Origin of the sequence: Desulfosporosinus sp. I2 (assembly GCF_000960765.1) — a bacterium.
In the GTDB taxonomy this organism is placed as follows: Bacteria; Bacillota; Desulfitobacteriia; order Desulfitobacteriales; family Desulfitobacteriaceae; genus Desulfosporosinus.
Genome location: NZ_JYNH01000018.1, coordinates 17,663 through 34,160 on the forward strand (window position 1 = coordinate 17,663; position 16,498 = coordinate 34,160).

General features: G+C 43.8%; 17 protein-coding genes. 7 read left to right on the plus strand and 10 right to left on the minus strand.

Features of this window, described 5'->3' with window-relative positions; genetic code table 11:
• Positions 1-24: 24 nt before the first annotated feature.
• The 5 genes from UF75_RS06865 to UF75_RS06885 form a co-directional block, all read right to left on the minus strand.
• Positions 25-1,497: a biotin/lipoyl-binding protein gene (locus UF75_RS06865; RefSeq protein ID WP_045573866.1), complete on the minus strand. Its 1,473-nt coding sequence runs from the start codon at positions 1,495-1,497 to the stop codon at positions 25-27.
• 185 nt (positions 1,498-1,682) lie between these two features.
• Positions 1,683-3,254 (minus strand): ATP-binding protein, encoded by a 1,572-nt coding sequence (locus UF75_RS06870; protein ID WP_242860143.1) that lies wholly within the window; start codon positions 3,252-3,254, stop codon positions 1,683-1,685.
• Between the two features lie 20 nt (positions 3,255-3,274).
• Positions 3,275-3,961: a response regulator transcription factor gene (locus UF75_RS06875; protein ID WP_045573868.1), complete on the minus strand. Its 687-nt coding sequence runs from the start codon at positions 3,959-3,961 to the stop codon at positions 3,275-3,277.
• 281 nt (positions 3,962-4,242) lie between these two features.
• Entirely contained in the window at positions 4,243-4,680 is a 438-nt protein-coding gene (locus UF75_RS06880; RefSeq protein ID WP_045573869.1) for a MarR family transcriptional regulator, read from the minus strand.
• Between the two features lie 492 nt (positions 4,681-5,172).
• The gene (locus UF75_RS06885; protein WP_045573870.1) at positions 5,173-5,913 is read right to left on the minus strand and encodes a GerMN domain-containing protein; all 741 of its coding nucleotides are present in this window, start codon (positions 5,911-5,913) and stop codon (positions 5,173-5,175) included.
• A 263-nt stretch (positions 5,914-6,176) separates the two neighbouring features.
• Between UF75_RS06885 and UF75_RS06890 the strand changes: the two genes are divergently transcribed.
• The gene (locus UF75_RS06890) at positions 6,177-6,917 is read left to right on the plus strand and encodes a ZIP family metal transporter (RefSeq protein WP_045573871.1); all 741 of its coding nucleotides are present in this window, start codon (positions 6,177-6,179) and stop codon (positions 6,915-6,917) included.
• A 1-nt stretch (position 6,918) separates the two neighbouring features.
• On the opposite strand, the gene UF75_RS06895 is transcribed toward UF75_RS06890, so the two are convergent.
• Positions 6,919-7,611, minus strand: a complete 693-nt coding sequence (locus UF75_RS06895; protein WP_045573872.1) for a GDSL-type esterase/lipase family protein — start codon at positions 7,609-7,611, stop codon at positions 6,919-6,921.
• A gap of 154 nt (positions 7,612-7,765) precedes the next feature.
• On the opposite strand from UF75_RS06895, the gene UF75_RS06900 reads away from it, so the two are divergent.
• From UF75_RS06900 to UF75_RS28065, 3 genes are all read left to right on the plus strand, one after another.
• A complete protein-coding gene (locus UF75_RS06900; protein ID WP_045573873.1) occupies positions 7,766-8,248 on the plus strand; it encodes a YlbF family regulator in 483 nt (160 codons plus the stop codon).
• Positions 8,249-8,427: 179 nt separating this feature from the next.
• Positions 8,428-9,078, plus strand: a complete 651-nt coding sequence (locus UF75_RS06905; protein ID WP_045573874.1) for a hypothetical protein — start codon at positions 8,428-8,430, stop codon at positions 9,076-9,078.
• On the plus strand, positions 9,053-9,400 hold the full coding sequence (locus tag UF75_RS28065; RefSeq protein ID WP_156146286.1) for a hypothetical protein: 348 nt from the start codon (positions 9,053-9,055) through the stop codon (positions 9,398-9,400). Before UF75_RS06905 ends, UF75_RS28065 begins: the two co-directional genes overlap by 26 nt.
• A 46-nt stretch (positions 9,401-9,446) precedes the next feature.
• Here the strand turns inward: UF75_RS28065 and UF75_RS06915 are convergent, their stop codons facing one another.
• Positions 9,447-10,364, minus strand: coding sequence for a hypothetical protein (locus tag UF75_RS06915; protein ID WP_348983033.1), 918 nt, complete (start codon positions 10,362-10,364; stop codon positions 9,447-9,449).
• A 111-nt stretch (positions 10,365-10,475) separates the two neighbouring features.
• Between UF75_RS06915 and UF75_RS06920 the strand changes: the two genes are divergently transcribed.
• Positions 10,476-11,414 carry a metallophosphoesterase gene (locus UF75_RS06920; protein ID WP_045573876.1) on the plus strand — a complete coding sequence of 313 codons (939 nt, stop codon included), beginning with the start codon at positions 10,476-10,478 and terminating at the stop codon, positions 11,412-11,414.
• Between the two features lie 398 nt (positions 11,415-11,812).
• Here the strand turns inward: UF75_RS06920 and UF75_RS28070 are convergent, their stop codons facing one another.
• Both UF75_RS28070 and UF75_RS06925 read right to left on the minus strand, forming a co-directional pair.
• Positions 11,813-11,974 carry a hypothetical protein gene (locus UF75_RS28070; RefSeq protein WP_156146288.1) on the minus strand — a complete coding sequence of 54 codons (162 nt, stop codon included), beginning with the start codon at positions 11,972-11,974 and terminating at the stop codon, positions 11,813-11,815.
• Positions 11,975-12,125: 151 nt separating this feature from the next.
• Complete coding sequence (locus UF75_RS06925; protein WP_045573895.1) at positions 12,126-13,121, minus strand: cell wall hydrolase; 996 nt, start codon at positions 13,119-13,121, stop codon at positions 12,126-12,128.
• Between the two features lie 282 nt (positions 13,122-13,403).
• On the opposite strand from UF75_RS06925, the gene UF75_RS06930 reads away from it, so the two are divergent.
• Entirely contained in the window at positions 13,404-13,799 is a 396-nt protein-coding gene (locus UF75_RS06930) for a hypothetical protein (RefSeq protein WP_242860144.1), read from the plus strand.
• Positions 13,800-14,620: 821 nt separating this feature from the next.
• Complete coding sequence (locus UF75_RS06940) at positions 14,621-15,838, plus strand: ATP-binding protein (protein ID WP_045573878.1); 1,218 nt, start codon at positions 14,621-14,623, stop codon at positions 15,836-15,838.
• Between the two features lie 62 nt (positions 15,839-15,900).
• Here the strand turns inward: UF75_RS06940 and UF75_RS06945 are convergent, their stop codons facing one another.
• Complete coding sequence (locus UF75_RS06945; RefSeq protein ID WP_242860145.1) at positions 15,901-16,476, minus strand: TetR/AcrR family transcriptional regulator; 576 nt, start codon at positions 16,474-16,476, stop codon at positions 15,901-15,903.
• Positions 16,477-16,498: the final 22 nt, after the last annotated feature.

A 16,498-nucleotide genomic window follows, 5' to 3' on the forward strand; every position in this document is an offset into this window, starting at 1 on the left:
AAGATTGTTATTGAAACTTAAACGTTAATTTCTTGGTCCAACAGCTCTATTTCCACCGCCACCTAAGCTAAATCCCCCTGTCGAAGCTTTAGCTGTAGTTGCCGAAGAACTCACTGCAGTAATGACTTCTTGCCCTTCTTTTATCCCGCTTTTGATTTCTACATTGGTTCCATCATCTAAGCCAAATTCCACTGGTACAAATTGAGGGGTTGTTGTCGCAGTCTTGGAATTATTACCAGATTGAGTGGCAGGTTCGACTTGACCTGAACTATCTTTAGTAGAAGTTGAGGGAATCATGACTCCTTTTTGAGTCCCTCTGGTCTTGATCGCTTCACTTGGAACAGTCAGAACATCCTTGGCTTCTGCCACAACGATGTCAATATTGGCATTCATTCCTGAACGAAGCTTATCGCTGGCTTGTTCTACCGCCACCGTGACTTTAAACGTGGTAACATTCGAAGCGGTTGTTCCTTGTAGGGCGACTAAGCTCACACTCCCGCTGCTATGCTCATCTGGGTACGCGTCAAGGGTAATATCCACTTTCTGACCTATTTTGACCTGAGCAATATCTGCCTGATCAATCGTCGCTGCTACTTCAAGACTACTCCCTGCGCCCTCTGATGGCGTAATCGTGATCATTGAATTGTCAGTTGTGTATTGGTACAATTGCAACCCCGTATTGATAACCACTGCATCCGTCGGCGCTAATATTGTAGCTTCTGCTAATTTCGCGTTCGCACTGTCAAGCTGAGCTTGTGCCTGAGAGATGTTGGCTTGAGCCGATTGCAGGTCTGCTGCTGTCGGACCAGCCTCTTGTTGACTAATTTTGTATTGCGCCGACGTGACATCCGCTTGTGCAGCCGCTAAAGCCTGAGCTGCTCCTCCATTTTGCAAATTTTGGGCAGTCCTTAAGGCAGTTAAGGCTTGGGTCAACGAACTTTGAGCAGATTGTATAGACGACGTATTTACACTCTGATGTGCCTTAGCTAAAGCATCACTAGTCTGTTCGACATTCTGATTAGCCAGTAAGACCTGGTTCGCTAAATAGCTTGGATCCGCATTCTGCTGAGCTGTGGTTAAATTCTGTTGTGCTTTAGCGAGTGCCGACTGAGCCTCTGCTTTCGTTTGGGCGTTAAATCCATCTTGAAGGGATTGAAGTCTAGCTTGAGCCGTCATTAAATTGGCTTGCTGTTGCACAACGGCTGTCTTAAGAGCCGCATCATCAATCCTAGCAAGAACTTGCCCTTTCTTTACAGAATCGCCATCCTTGATATTGAGTTCAACCACCTGTCCTTTGTTTGAGAATTGTAAAGGAATCGAGTGGGGAAAGTTCACCGTTCCGGTAGCAGTAATCACCTTGCGTACATTTCCTATTTTTACTTTCGAAGTAATGTTTGAGGCCACTACAGGTTTAGCCGTAAACTTCTTATACCCCCAGTATCCGCCTCCAATAACCAAGACACCTATTACTCCAATCGTCACCCATTTTTTATTCATACTCGTTTCCCCTTTTCTCCCTTTACTCTAAAAAACAATCCTACGCTCAAATACACTTAGGTGTAAGGCCACAAATCTCACGTAAAAACAGTAGTCTTAGTGAAGATATCATAAATTAATCTTGCTAAGGATACCACAGTATTATGGTCAAACAACGAAGATCATCTTAAGAAGTTGTTAAGGAGTTACTCCTTTAGCATCTTTGGTTTTATCGGCAATAAAATCTTAAAACGACTTCCGACGCCTGATTTACTCTCAACTTGAATAATGCCACCATGTGCTTGAATAAATTCCTTGGCAATTGCAAGTCCCAGGCCCGTTCCTCCGCTTTCCCGCTCTCGCGCTTTATCTACGCGGTAAAAACGATTAAAGATATACTCAAGTTCTTCTTCCGGAATACCATCTCCTGAATCTTCGACAGTGACTTGTACCCAGCCACTGGAACTATCCCGATCCGTTTCTTGATTATTATTCACTAAATTTGCTTGCTTGATTTCTGCTCTTTCTACCTTTTCCCCCTTACGTCGGAAAACATCCCGCAAACGATGCTTGTTCTCGGATATAAGTGTTCCGTCTTCTGCGCTTCTTTCAGCCTCCTCCAGTAATAAACGGAGAGTTCCACCGGGTGGAGTATGCAAAAGAGCATTCCCAATTAGGTTAACCAAGACCTGGGTTAAACGATCTGGGTCGCCAATAATTTCTGGTGCATATCCCAAAATTTCAACCGTCAACTTGCGTTCTTCAAATTCGATGGCAAATTGTTCCGTTATTCGTTCCACTAATTGCCTAAGATCGACTTTTTTAAACGCCATTGGTAACTTACCGGCTTCGGCTAGGCTTAACTGCTGAAGATCTCGAACCAAACGAATGAGTCTCAAAGTCTCATCCTGAATGGGTAATATGGTTTCTGGTGTAGAGGGTAGGACCCCTTCCTGGATCGATTCTAATTTCCCGAGAATGACCGCCAGCGGGGTTCGCAGTTCATGGGCAATATCTGCCACCATATTGCGCCTCACTTCCTCATTGCGGGTCAATTGTTCCGTCATCCGGTTGAAGTCCCGAGCCAAGATTTCTATATCTCCGTTCCCTTTCACATTAACCCTTGAGGAAAGATCTCCTTTACTAACGTTCCGGACGGCTTCCATTAAATGGTTTAACGGCTTTGTAAAATGTCGGGTCAACAGCATACCCAAAAAAAGTGCCACCAGAGACGTGATAACTAATCCGATGATCATTGCTTGAACTATCGAGGTTCCTATGGTTTTAGCAAGTTTGGAATTACTGGTGTTTAGGCGATTATCTTGCCAGTAATATCCCACTGTCTGGTTTTTAACTTTAATCTCATCCCATTGCTTTGTGATTTTATTGTCTGAGGGAAATTGAGAAAGAGGTTTGCCAAGATCTTTATTAAGGGAGTCGCTCACGACTTTTTGGTCTAGGTCGAATACCCAAAAGCGTGGACCCTCGCGTTGAGGTCGACTAATTTTCAGATCCGGTTCTGTTACAGTTCGTGTCGCTGGAATTCCCTCCACAAAGGGCCCAAATCTCCGTTCTGCCTCAATAATCTTCGTAACGTAGCCCTGAACTCCATCCCAGTTACCATGGGCCTCATAATAACCACTCAAAAGCCGATTCCAGCTTTCTCCATAGGCTTGCTGAACATAGGTTTCAGCATGCCCGAGTAAAGCTTGAGTCGACAATAAGGCAATCGCAGTAAAGACAATCGCCATAAAAAAGACCATACTCATAAGTGCCATAATAAACTTCCGTCGCAGTGTCACAGGCCTTCACCAAACCGATACCCTACGCCAAATACCGTTTCTACATACTTGGGGTCGCTCGGATTATCCTCTATTTTCTTACGCAAATTTGAGACATGCGTATCAATCGAGCGCTCGTAATAGAGATACTCCTCCCCCATCGCCTGACGTAAGAGTTGTAAGCGACTATAAACCGTACCAGGGCGTGAAGCGAGCAAATGGAGAATGTTGAATTCCGTGGGTGTTAGAAATATCTCGTGCCCCCTTTTCAAAACTTTGTGGCTTGAGACATCCAAGCTCAGTTCACCTCGGATTAAGAGGGAAGAGGCCGCTTCCTGTGAAACTCCAGAAGAACGCCGCAACACAGTTTTGATCCGTGCCGCCAATTCTCGAAGGCTAAATGGCTTGACAATATAATCGTCAGCTCCAAATTCCAAGCCCAAGACTCGGTCAATTTCTTCCGATTTTGCTGTAAGCATGATTATTGGGATCGTACTCGTCTCACGCAAACGTTTGCACATTTCCAATCCGCTCATTCCTGGCAACATCCAATCCAACAGAACAAGATCCGGTTTTTCGCGTTCAATAAGTTGCATGCCATCAAGACCGTTGACCGCCGTAAGAACCGTAAATCCTTCCCTGTAAAGATAATCTCTAACCAATGTTAATATTTCCGGTTCATCATCCACTAAAATTAGTTTCATTAACGTTCGGCGAACAAACCCCCAGCGTCTTTCAGTGGTTGTTCATCCGCCTTCTCTCCTTACTTGTTTGATTTATAATAAAAATCTAATGTCTAACCGCCACTCTAACACAGGATCTAGCAATCCAAGGCAATGTTTTAATCTTGAATACTTTGTCATTAAGTATATAAGCTAAATTTCAGATGTATCTAGGGAAGATCTCAAGATCTTATGAAGATTCAAGTTCTATTATAGAAGAATACCCTCGCTTAAGCTATCTTAAACGAGGGTATTCTTAACGACTACTTTAACTCCATCCGCTGAGTCAAAAGCACTAAGCTCTGTAACAATTCTTCGTATTCTAAATTTGCGTAATCCTGGATTACTTCCCCGAGAAAACTTTGGCGCTCTGCAATCACGGCTTCGAGAACTTCATTCCCTCTTGCCAATAAATGCAACTTAACAACTCTCCGATCCTTGTCATCACGCACCCGTTCAACCAGTTCCGACCGTTCCATCCTGTCAGCCAAATCAGTCGCTGTGCTACAAGCAACAAATAAGTTTTTACACAAATCTCCCATTGTCAAAGGCCCTATTTCCCGAATGGTTAAGAGTACATTGAACTGAAGTGCAGAAATCTCCATGTCCATTAGAATCGATCGACCGCGCTTAAACAAAATAGTATTGGCACGTCTCAAGGTTTCCTCTAACTGTTTTGTCAATTCTTCGGTTGGTGCCATCTCAACTCACCCCCCATTAACTTAACCATATAGTTGATTTTAACATAAATTAGCAGCTTGTACATCTAAAACATAACCAAAAGGATAACCAACAGCCCACCGGCAGATTAAAAGACGGCTCTTAGTTCCACTTAATGGAACTAAAAGCCGCCCCTTCGTCTTCTTTCTTCTATCTTCTATCTTCTTTCTCCCCTTGCCCCAGAGGGTCGCGATCACACGGCGTGAACGCCTCTGCGTGAGTCGTAGCCAAACTCGGCTTTAATCCGCTTTCTTAAAGCGGGACGGGAAACAAGGACGTTTCCCGCCGGCCATGCGACAAGGATGTCGCTTTGGCCGGGAATCCCGCCCGCTTCCATAACGGATTAAAGCCCTAGTTTGGCACGACGAACGTATGGCTGAGCGAGTGTGACGCGACCCTCCCCACGACGAGCGCACGGCTGAACAAGTGTGACGCGAACCCTCCCCAAGTGTCTCGCGACTCTCGCTACTCTCTTAGGTGGAGCTTGGTGGGTAATTAAAGAGATTGATTGAACTTGGTGAATCTGGAAGTGCTCCGTTTTTGAGGCTACTTGGTGCTGTTACTCCTAAACCCGTGCTGTTATTAGTACCGGTACCTAGACTTGGGACAGTTTTCTGATCCGAAACAGCTCCTTTAACTAAGCTCGCTTTGAATTTCAGCTGTGTCGCATCGACTGTTCCATACTTAGTTATCGGTTTTCCTTCAACACGAATTTGGACTTGGTTAATCGTCGAAAATTGGGTCAAGGTGTTGACAAGCCCATATAGCACGACTTCCGGTGAAACCTTAGAATTTGTGGTTAGAAACTCTTTACTTAAATCAACAATCGCCACGTTGTCTTTGAGTGCTATATCTAAGAGAGCTGTAGCAGTCGAAACAGAACTTTGCATCGTCCCTTTTGTAATAGGTCCTTTTAACCACTGGTTAACAGTCTCTCTCGCTAAACTTACGGTCTTAGGCAAAGTTCGCTCTTCTTTCACCAAAAATTTCCCAGTCGAATCCGCAAAGTAAAGTGCCACTGTTTTTCCCTCTCCTGGGGTTGTGGTTGCAGGAAGACTAGCGTTTTTATCCCCATTTACACCGATCCAATCTGCAATAGAACCTGAGGTTCCGTCCTTTTGGACTAACGTCTCTAACGTTCCACAGCCTGTCATAAGAATTAAGCTGAGGAGAACAACCCCAATCATTAGACAATTACGTAACCCTATTCTCATTTTTTCTGCCCCTCCCTCAGACGAATTTTTAGGATGGTTTACTAGGCCTCACTTCTTATGCTTAACTTATGCTTTGTTTCTAAAAATAGTACAAGTACCTGCCTGCCAGCAAACTAAAAAGAAGCCGTCAAGGCTAAGCCTTAACAAACTTCTCATCAATCTTTCAGGAAAATTATATTGTGCACAGACAACCTTATCGCTGTATAAAGTGCGACTCTGGACCATAAATATGGGTATCGTGATGTTCCAGAAAGGAGCTCCTCATGCAAGATATGTTTGAAATTGTCTGGATAAGTATGATTGCTGGACTGGCAACCACATTGGGTAGTGTACTTGTCCTCTTATTTGGCAAGCCAAAAGAACGCATCCTTGCCTGCCTCTTAGCCGGGGCCGGAGGGGTTATGCTTGCAGTCGTATGCGTTGATTTGTTACCCAACGCTTGGAAGATCGGACCCCCGCTTCAAGTTGGTTTGGGTGTTGCCTTGGGCCTCCTCTTCATGTACCTGGCAGACAATCGACTTAATCTCTCGGATAACACGCTCCCTTTATCTCGACGTCAACGGTTAAAAAGGATCGGTCTTTTAGTCGCGACTGGAATAGCGTTACATGATATCCCAGAAGGCATGGCTATCGCAGTTAGCCAAGAAGCTGTACCAGGTCTAGGTTATCTTATCTTTATCGGTATTACATTACATAATCTACCCGAAGGAATGGCCACGACGGCACCGTTAATTATGGCCCAAATCCGATGGTGGAAAATTCTTCTTCTTAACATCGGAATTGCCTTTTTCACCCCGCTGGGCGCCTTGCTTGGGCTCTTCGCTCTTGCAGGCGTGCAAAACTCTCTCACGTTTTTTCTATCCTTTGCCGCAGGAGCGATGCTGTTTCTCGTCTTTGCTGAGCTAATGCCCCTCTCTCGTGAACGGCACCCCCATTACGCACTGTTGGGTGGAACGATCGGATTTGTCGTATTTACGTTGATTAGCGTGTTGCTTCCAGCTTAACTTATTTGAGGATTTGGGCTGCGTAGTCGCCCATTGCTTTGTACCCTTTGGCATTTGGATACTTCCCATCTATCGTTAAACCATCTAAGTATTTTCCTTCTGAGTCAAACAGTACGGAAGAAAAATCCAACGTTAAGATTTTCCCCTCCTGTGCGTAACGTAGTTCCCAAGTTCTTGTCTCTAGAATGCTTTTTTGAAATCCGGGATATCCGATCGGAAGGGCCAGAACAGGAATAATGTGATTTGATTTAGCCTTTTCGACGATTCCAGTAATATTCGTTTGGACGTCTTTGAGAGGCACACCCTGAATGGCATCCCCAATTCCAGCAAAAATAATCACCCTACCTGGTTGCTCTGCTACAACATCTGTATCAAAGCGATTAAGTAGGTCTTTCGCCGTTTGCATTACTTTTCCCTTATTGACCACAGATACCTGAAGAACTTCCCCTGTACGCTGAGTCCAGGAATACTTCGGGTCCAAGGGGTATCCTAAGGTAAACGAATCTCCTAAAGCGACAATCTTAGAATTGGTAAGGGTTGAAGCAGAATTCGTTACTGTAGCCCCAGTTCCTGTTTGTCCCACAGGGACTTTGCTACTGGGACCCCAAATTCCGAAATATCCTGTAATCAATACAATTAGGGCTAGCCCAACTGCCATTTGTATCAAGCGTATTTCTGACCGATATGTACGCATATGAATTCCTCCTCTCATAAAATATTCTACATCGTTAGCCACTTTCCTTCAAGCTTATCGAAATGCACTGATTCTCACTTGTCTTAAGGAAAGCGGGATACACCAGTGTGCCTTTCAACGCATATTTTGTATAAGGAAAAAAGGAGGTAGCCTTATGAATTACATTAACAAGGCTCGAGAATTAGGGGAGGCCCTGTCACAGACTCCTGAGATTCAGGCTTTAAAAGCTGCAGAAGCTTCTATTATGGCCGATACCCAAAGCCGAGAGGCCTTTAGCCAGTACCAGGAAAAAGAACGCGGAATTGTAACGACCCAAATGATTAGCAAAGTCATTCCGGAAAAAGAATCGTTAGCCCTTCTTGATCTTAAGATCCGTCTTATCAATAAATACCCTCTCATAAAAGCGTACTTTGTTCAACAACAGAATTATGAAAAACTAATGGCCATGGTTAACCTGACCTTAACCACTGCAATGCATGGTATGCCCTCCGCCAATGACCTGCCTATTCCTGAAGAGTTAAAAGGCATGGCTCAACAAATCCTTGACAAAATCAGCGGTGGTAATCCCTTGGAAAAGATGCAAATCTCGCCTGAAATGTTACAAGGGATCAAACTCCCTCCAGGCCTCAAAATGTAAAGGAAGTGTGATCAAGAGTGCGACCCAATGGTTATCAGGGCCCCTATTTCATTAACGATATCACGCACCCCGTAACCCTAATCGCGTTCTTAATCGTCATGCTCTTAGGAGTCTGGGTAACTATTTGTGCCTGGTTTTAAACCTTTAAAGTTCTTATAGATTTGAAAGGAGGAATTGCCGTGATCAACCTAAATGACTGTGCACCTCCGTTGCCGGCAACTCCTTTCTCATTTTCCATCTTAGTTTCAAGCCCCATTCGACGGAATTTACCCTTTTGTCCCGTCAGTGCGCTTATATTGCCTTTGGCAAAAGCGGACCTTCCTTTTGCATCAATGATTGTGGCAGGCTTAGATGTACTAATGGCATTTCTCTTTAAACGTTCCTTAGCGCATCCTCCAAATCTCTCTCAAACGTCCTCAGCTCTATACCCCGTGACTCTAACCATGCCTCAACTGACCCAACTAATGCAGGCCACCCTTGCTGGACAAGTTCCCATGCCTTCACCGTTACAATCCGTTCCCGGACAAGGATTTGGCCCCGTTGGACCTGACGAACCGCTATTTCCCGATAATTTAAGTGTTTCCCTATTTATTTCCGCTCCCTTTGCCCCTTTTGACGGGAGCCCGGATACTTCATTTAGCGTACCATTATTTGAGATTCCAGGAGCACCCGGAAACTTAATTATCGCTCTCGGCTCTGTGATAGCCCAGTTCTTCATCGAACGTGCCGGAGTGGGCACACCCAATGGAAGTGCTCCCTCGAACCCAGTTTCTAGTATGATAAACTCGAAGGGAGGATTCTCAAGTGTCACCTCAAATTCAATCATATAACTCCTCCTTTCCTTCGCCGATTTCACAAGGCTACTCTTCAAATCCACCTAATGCATGTCCTACCCGTTCTTCACTCTGTCCCGAATCGTCCATGGATCCCGAGAATCCAGAGGTTTGGAATTATGGATTTACACGTATCGTAACTTTCTGGCAATCACCGCCCTTAGGAGCAAGCATTTTAGGGATTACCTTCTTCTTCTTAATTGCTTTCTTCTCCAATGCCCTCTTAGAATCAGTGAACCCAGTGAACCTTGGCATTACCGTTACTATAGGCACATTGGGACTACTTTCATTAGTCACTATTATTCTTTTCCTTCTATGAAAAGAAGCAGGGGATTCAACTATCCTTGAATCACCTGCTCACTAAATTATTGTTGCCCCATCGGTGGAATCGGTGGGTTCTGCGGAATAGTAGTCTCCGTTGAAACACCCATTTGATTTAAAGATTGAAGAAATTCCGGACTGACTGGGGCAACTTCCGGACTGTTTGGTGCTTTTTTTCCACCACCAAACAGTCCAGTGATCTTCCCCCAAACTGTGGTAGCTGTTGTCTTCATCGGACCAAGAAAACTCATCACTCCCATGGGTTCTTTGACCTTCAAGAGAATTGTCCCCTGCGGAGCTTGCCCAAGTTGAGCCGGATTTTCCAACGAAACCACGACTCGACTGTAATGATGAAGTGGAACTGGACTTTGGAAATGTGCCCGATAAACTCCATTTCCGACCTGCCTCAAAACCCCTACCAGAAATCCAGTCTTCCCTTTATCATCCACCAGATAAGCAGCATACACCCCTGTTTGCCCTTGCCTGAGGAACATCTGTGGAGCCGGTAAATTAGCAATCAGCAGAAAACTATTATCCGGCGAGATGGTAGCTACACCATTGCCATTAATCCCTTCTTGAGCTGCCTGCAATATAAGTTGACGAACTTGCCCTTGATTAGGTCCTTGTCCCTGATAATATGCCATACGTTGATCATACCCCTGACCTTGGGGATATCCTCCACCTTGTTGTGAAAATCCAAGGCCGACGCCCTGTGTAGGCGGCGGAGCCTGCCACTGTGTACCCACAGGTGCTTGTTTCGCTCCTATGAAGCCCCCTCTTAAATTTTGGATTTGTCCATCTTTCTGAAAAAATCCACTCGCTTTAAGTCCTGAACCTAGTGTATTGCGGATCGAACCCGGAGAGTAACCCGGACCTAATTGACCATTAGGTGATCTAGGGAACCCCTGCGGTCCGATGGGCTGATATGGATCATTAGGTGTACCCCCACCGAACTTCACCATGCTCCCCTCCTTTATCAACTTCAATGTAACTTAATATCATAATATGATACTAGGAATGGAAGGGTTCTGAAGACAACTCAGTGGGCAGGCTATTAATTAAGGAGGGACAGTATGCCCAAAAAGATCGTGTCACCACTCTCAAAAACTTTAACACGCCGTACTTTTTTCCAAAGAGTCGGCGGTTTTATTGCTAGTCATTGGTTACTGACATCAACGCCTTTTGTCGGTGCGGGAGTCCTCGGCTGGGCTGGCCACGATACCCTTTCCTTAAGACATCGACAGTTTGATTTGTTTTACCCCAACCTGCCGAATGCCTTAGAAGGAAAAACAATCTGCCAACTCAGTGATCTTCATCTCGAAACCTTGCGCATTTCCCCCGAAAGTATTTATGAGGGTGTGATGGTTCAGAAACCTGATCTCATTGTGATTACTGGGGATATAATTTCTGACCGCACGGATTTAGATAAATTAAATCCATATTTAAGCGGCCTCACTGCCCCCTACGGGAAATTTGTGGTCATGGGGAACAACGATTATAGCCACCTTTCCCACACTCTTATGAAGCGATACCTGCAACAGTTTAAAACCCTAGGGTGGACTCCCTTACTTAATGAAGCCTCTTATTTACCAACCCTCAAACTATGGGTCATAGGGATAGACGACCCAGCCACCGCCCATGATAATGTAGATCTGGCTTATCAAAAAATCCTTTCATCCCCTGCCACTCAATCTAACCCAACCTTTCGTCTAGCCTTAGCCCATTCCACAGATTGTCTCGACGACGTGGTGAAATACGGAGCAGAACTTTTCCTCACCGGGCATACCCACGGAGGACAAATCCGCTTACCGGGACTCCAACCCCTCATTACCAACACCTATCTGGGAGACCACGGATTCTACGAAGGTTACCATGTCATTAACGGCATTCCTCTCTACATTAACTCCGGGATCGGTGAAAGCATCATTCCTATACGCCTTAATGTCCCCCCCGAAATTGCCTTCTTCACCTTACACCAAGGGGATGCACCGCCGAGACATCAAGAAAAGTAAACAAAATATCCATTTTTCATGAGAAAAGGTCCCACAACTTATTATTAGTTGCGGGACCTATTACGTTTCCGTAACCCAACACATTGCACATTAAAATGTACCTCTCCCCAACACGTTATCTCAGAAAAGGGCGAAATAGTTCATATCATGGAAGTCAAGTGCAAGCCGAGAACCGTCTCTAACTTGACTAACTTTCCTATTTTCTTCAGCATAGCAAACAAAACGTCCCCTTGCCATACTCAACTTGCATACTTGCAACCGTATCTAGGACTCGAGCCAGACGGTGCACATAAAATGTGCCGTCTCCCAAATCTTTCCTTCGTCTTTCGTTCTTCGTTCTTCGTCCTTCCGTTCCCCGACCCAAGCCCGGGACGCAGTATCACACGAGCGCGACGTCTTTACGTAAGCAGAATTGCAAACTTCCGTTCAAACGACCGACCCCAGATACGGGGCAGTGTACAAGGATGTACACTGCCGCCAATGCGCCAAGGTCCCTTCTCGCCGTCCATGGCTACAGGGACACTTGTCCATCCATGGACGGCGGATGGCGCTTTTGGCACGATAGTCTCCAGTGGAGATTATCGCCGTAGGCGCATTCTTTAAAATAATACTATATCGCCGGAGGATGGACCCCGCACCCCATAGCAGGAGCTTGAACGGTTAGTTTGCTCTGCGTCGTAAGCACCGAGCGCTGTGTGATACAAGTCCCCACTAAATACTAAACGTATGGTTTCCAATGCGTTTGACAACGGTACGACTTTTTATCCAATCATCTGTGGCGAGACGGGGATTGTAATAGAATATTGCCCCGTTGGTTGGATCTAAGCCAGAAAGTGCCGCTTCAGCTGCTTTGTAGGCCTGATCATTTGGATCTAAATGAATCTGCCGATCATTAACTGCGGTGAAGGCACCAGACTGATAAACAATATTTCGTATGGTTTTTGGAAAACGAGGATCTTTCAAACGATTAAGTACAACTGCTCCTACAGCCACTTGCCCCAAAAAGTCTTCGCCCCGGGCCTCACCATAAATGACGCGAGTTAACAATTCAACTTCCTCTTTGGTGACTAAGCGACCTAACCCTCGAGAGTGAATCTGATTATCAGAAGTCATTACTAAAGCTGCCTCATTATTCACGAGTTTAGATCGGTCATCTTTGATATCGGCGAGCTCACTAGTTGAGAAGATTTTTGTTGGCTCTGTGTTTGTGTTTACAAATATCTCATACGTCCTTATTTTTGACTCTGGTTGGGACGGATGAACTTCACTTGAGGTAGAGGTTATCGAATTTTGATTAGTAACTCCAGCAAACAATGGTATTTTACGCAATACACTGACCCACCAAGGAGTATAAGTTACGTTCTCCGCTGTTTTAGCTTCAGTCACGGTTACCGGAACTTCAGCCACTATTTTCGAAACTTCTTCCCTATAAACCATTATATCAATGATTTGTGGATCTTCAGTTTTCGTTGGAATCTCTCGATTTGGTATCAAGATAGATTGCCCTTCTCCAATTTGATTTGGGCTTTTCAACTGATTTAGACTTACTAATTCTTCAACGGTTGTCTGAAATCTTTGTGCGAGATCCCAAAGAGTGTCACCTCGTTGAACTACAAGTCTATTGGTCTCTATAGCTGGCAACGCCCTAAGTTCGCTTCCTTTTCCCAGAACAGGATAGATACTCGCTTGCCACAGAAACAAGCAAATTACCCCATACAGGAATATCGCCGTGGATTTCCGACATTGTCGGTGTGGCAAAAAAATCACCTCTTAAATCTTAGACTATTTCTAGTCTTTCCCAATTAAGGTGAGTTTTATAACAACACGACAATTAAACCTATGATTGTGTCGATTTTATGAACATTGCCACTAACAATGTTTGCATTATCATAATCCAAATAAGACTACATATATTTAACCAGGCTGAGAAAAAATAGCTTTAAGGAACTGTTTTATATTATCGAATTTAGTTCAGTAAGTGAGGTGAGGTTGATCAATATTTGGGCTATAGTAAAAAACCTGCTTCTATCGTTTTCCGACCCTGAAGAGGCTCCGCTCAGCGAGGAGGAGCGCTTACTTGCAGAAATTGAAGAAACAAAGGAAAAAATGAACTATGCCTGGGATCGACTAAACTATGCAGCTCCGGAATACGTTGAAATTGCCGTACTCGAACTTCTCATCATCGAAACTCAATTTGGGCTTCTTAACAAACGTTATCGTTTATTACTTGGAGTTGAAGACGAATCTCCCTTATTTTTGCCTCCAACAGCCAGGGCATTATCTTATTCTATGGTAAGCAGGCGCCAAAACCATGCGTTTTATGGGTCTTTTTATAATCCGACCCCCGAAACTCCCTTATTAGATTCAAATAAGCCCTTCAACTAGTGACGCAAAGTCCCATATCAATCATGCTAGAACCATCCTCATCCAATGGCCCTATAATTTAAGCGTCTAGTAAACTGGCCATAAAATTTCTAATAGGATAACCTTCCACCTCTAATTGAATATAGACCTTTCCGAGAGGTTTTTACTTTAAGTAAATCTTGTGGAGCATCATAACGCTCATTTGGAATATGCCCTAAGTCTGTTCCACAATACGGACAATCCCATTCTTTTCCATTCGAAGAGGAGTATGATTTTCCTTTACACTTGTAACAAATTCTCTTGTTCATAATCGGCCCCTTTCATATAATTCACAGCCCGTACCAAACCCTTAATCACTTCCAAATTATTCCACGTTTTTAATTATACTATGAACATACGGAAATAAAACATAAAGTCGTTCGCCAAATTATCTACAATTTTTCTTATATCTTTGAAATATTTCCATATTTAGGACATATACCTGATGATCAAGTGATTGCCGAGAAAGGCTTTAGAAGGCTTGTCGTAACAAGCGTTACAATGTTTTTTTACAAAGTATTGGTTAATGTCGTACAAGTTCATAGAAATTAGCATAGAAATAGCATCAATTGAAACCTTGAAACCCTTGCATATAGCGGGGGTTTTTTTATAATCGCAGATTTCTATATGCTACAATTTTTGTACAGGAAAACTCTGAGGCACAAATATAGAATAGAAATAGAATAATCTTTGTCATATAAGAAAAAATTATATAATAATAAGACTATTTTCTTCACAGAGAAAAAACTATTGACTTTTGTAAATTATTGGTATATTCTTAGTTTATGAAATGAGGTGTTGACTTGATCCAACGCGAAGAGTATCTAGATCAGCTTATCGTCGGACGCGAGAAGCAAATCATCAAGGTGGTAACCGGCGTTCGGCGCTGCGGAAAGTCCACTCTTTTTGCCTTGTATATCGACTATTTAAAATCTACTGGCGTTTCCGAAGATCGGATTATTTACGTTAATCTTGAAGACGTGGAACATGAGAACCTATTGGGCTACAAAGCGTTATACGACTACGTGAAGGAACGTCTGTGCAAGGATAAATATACTTATGTTTTTATTGATGAGGTACAAAGCTGTAAATCCTTTGAGAAGGCAATAAACAGCCTGTTTATTAAACCAAATGTGGATGTCTATATCACTGGCTCAAATGCTTACATGCTTTCTGGCGAGCTGGCGACGCTGCTTTCCGGACGCTACGTCACTATTGATATGCTTCCCTTGTCTTTTAAAGAGTACTGTGAAGCCTCTAATAGTGCTGAAAAAACTATACGGGAAAACTTTAACGATTATCTTCGATTCGGCTCTTTCCCTTATGTCGCCATACTTGAACGCAGCGATGCTGTCGTTATACCATATTTAGACGGTATCTACAGCACGATCTTGTTAAAGGATGTTGCTAAACGGGAAGGCATAACCGACGTTTCTCTCCTGGAAAACATCATTAAATTTGTCGCTGCAAGCGTCGGAAGTCCTATCTCGACTAAAAAAATCAGCGATACTATTAACTCAAGCGGCCGGAAGATTTCGGTCAACACTGTAGGACATTACCTGCGTGCTCTGACAGACAGTTATATTTTCTATAAAGTTGAGCGCTACGACATCAAAGGCAGACAGCATCTGAAAACACTGGGCAAATACTATCTAGTAGACTCCGGCATCCGTAATATGCTGCTTTCCAGTTCATCCTCTGACCTTGGTCACATGATTGAAAACGTGGTATACCTAGAGTTACTCAGACGTGGGTATAAGGTCAATATCGGCAAACTCTACGAAAAAGAGGTTGATTTCGTCGCTAGAGACATGAATGGAATAACCTACTACCAGGTATCTGCCTCGGTACTCGATGAAAGTACTTTGAAGCGCGAACTGGAACCTCTGCAGAAAATTGCGGACAATTATTCAAAGATTCTTCTAACCCTTGACGATATTGTCGTCGGAAGAAATTTTGCAGGTATCCACCATCTCAATCTGCTCGACTGGCTTCAGAAAACCTATAAAAGAGAGCTGTAAAGAAGCAAGAGGCCTCTGTTTTTGTTTAAGACAGAGGCCTCTTGCTTTTCGGTAACGCTTATTTATTTAAGCCCCTTTAATAGCACATCTACAATCCCTTGATGATCAATTTTAGCTAGAGGTTGGGGATCCATCAAAACCCTTTGCTTAGAAAACAGATCGAGAGCTCCGGCAATACAGTAGGTAGCAAGTTCTTCATCGAGATCCTCTCGAATCTCCCCTTTTAGTTTAGCTGCATGAACCATTTCTGTGTAATTTTTTAGGATAGCTAGATGTTCGGCAAAGAGCTGAACTCGCATTTCCTTAGAAAGAGTATTAACTTGCATAAAGATTTGCACGATATCCATATGCCCGTTGAGAAATTCGGTATTAAAGCGAGCGCAGTTTCGAAGCTTTTCCTCAATCGTTTCCCCTCGGGTCATGCTCTCTTTTAGCCCAAGGCGATACTCTTCTACGCTGAATTTAAGGATCTCTTCATATAAACGTTCTTTACTTTCAAAATACTCATAAATTGTGCCTTTACCAATACCCGCTTCTTTAGCGATAGACTCCATCTTTGCGCCGTCGAAGCCATGTTCAGAAAAAACTCGAATTGAGGCTTTGATAATGTCTGTCTGTTTCTCTTCTCGCGACGCCATTGATATTATCTCCTTTAAGCTA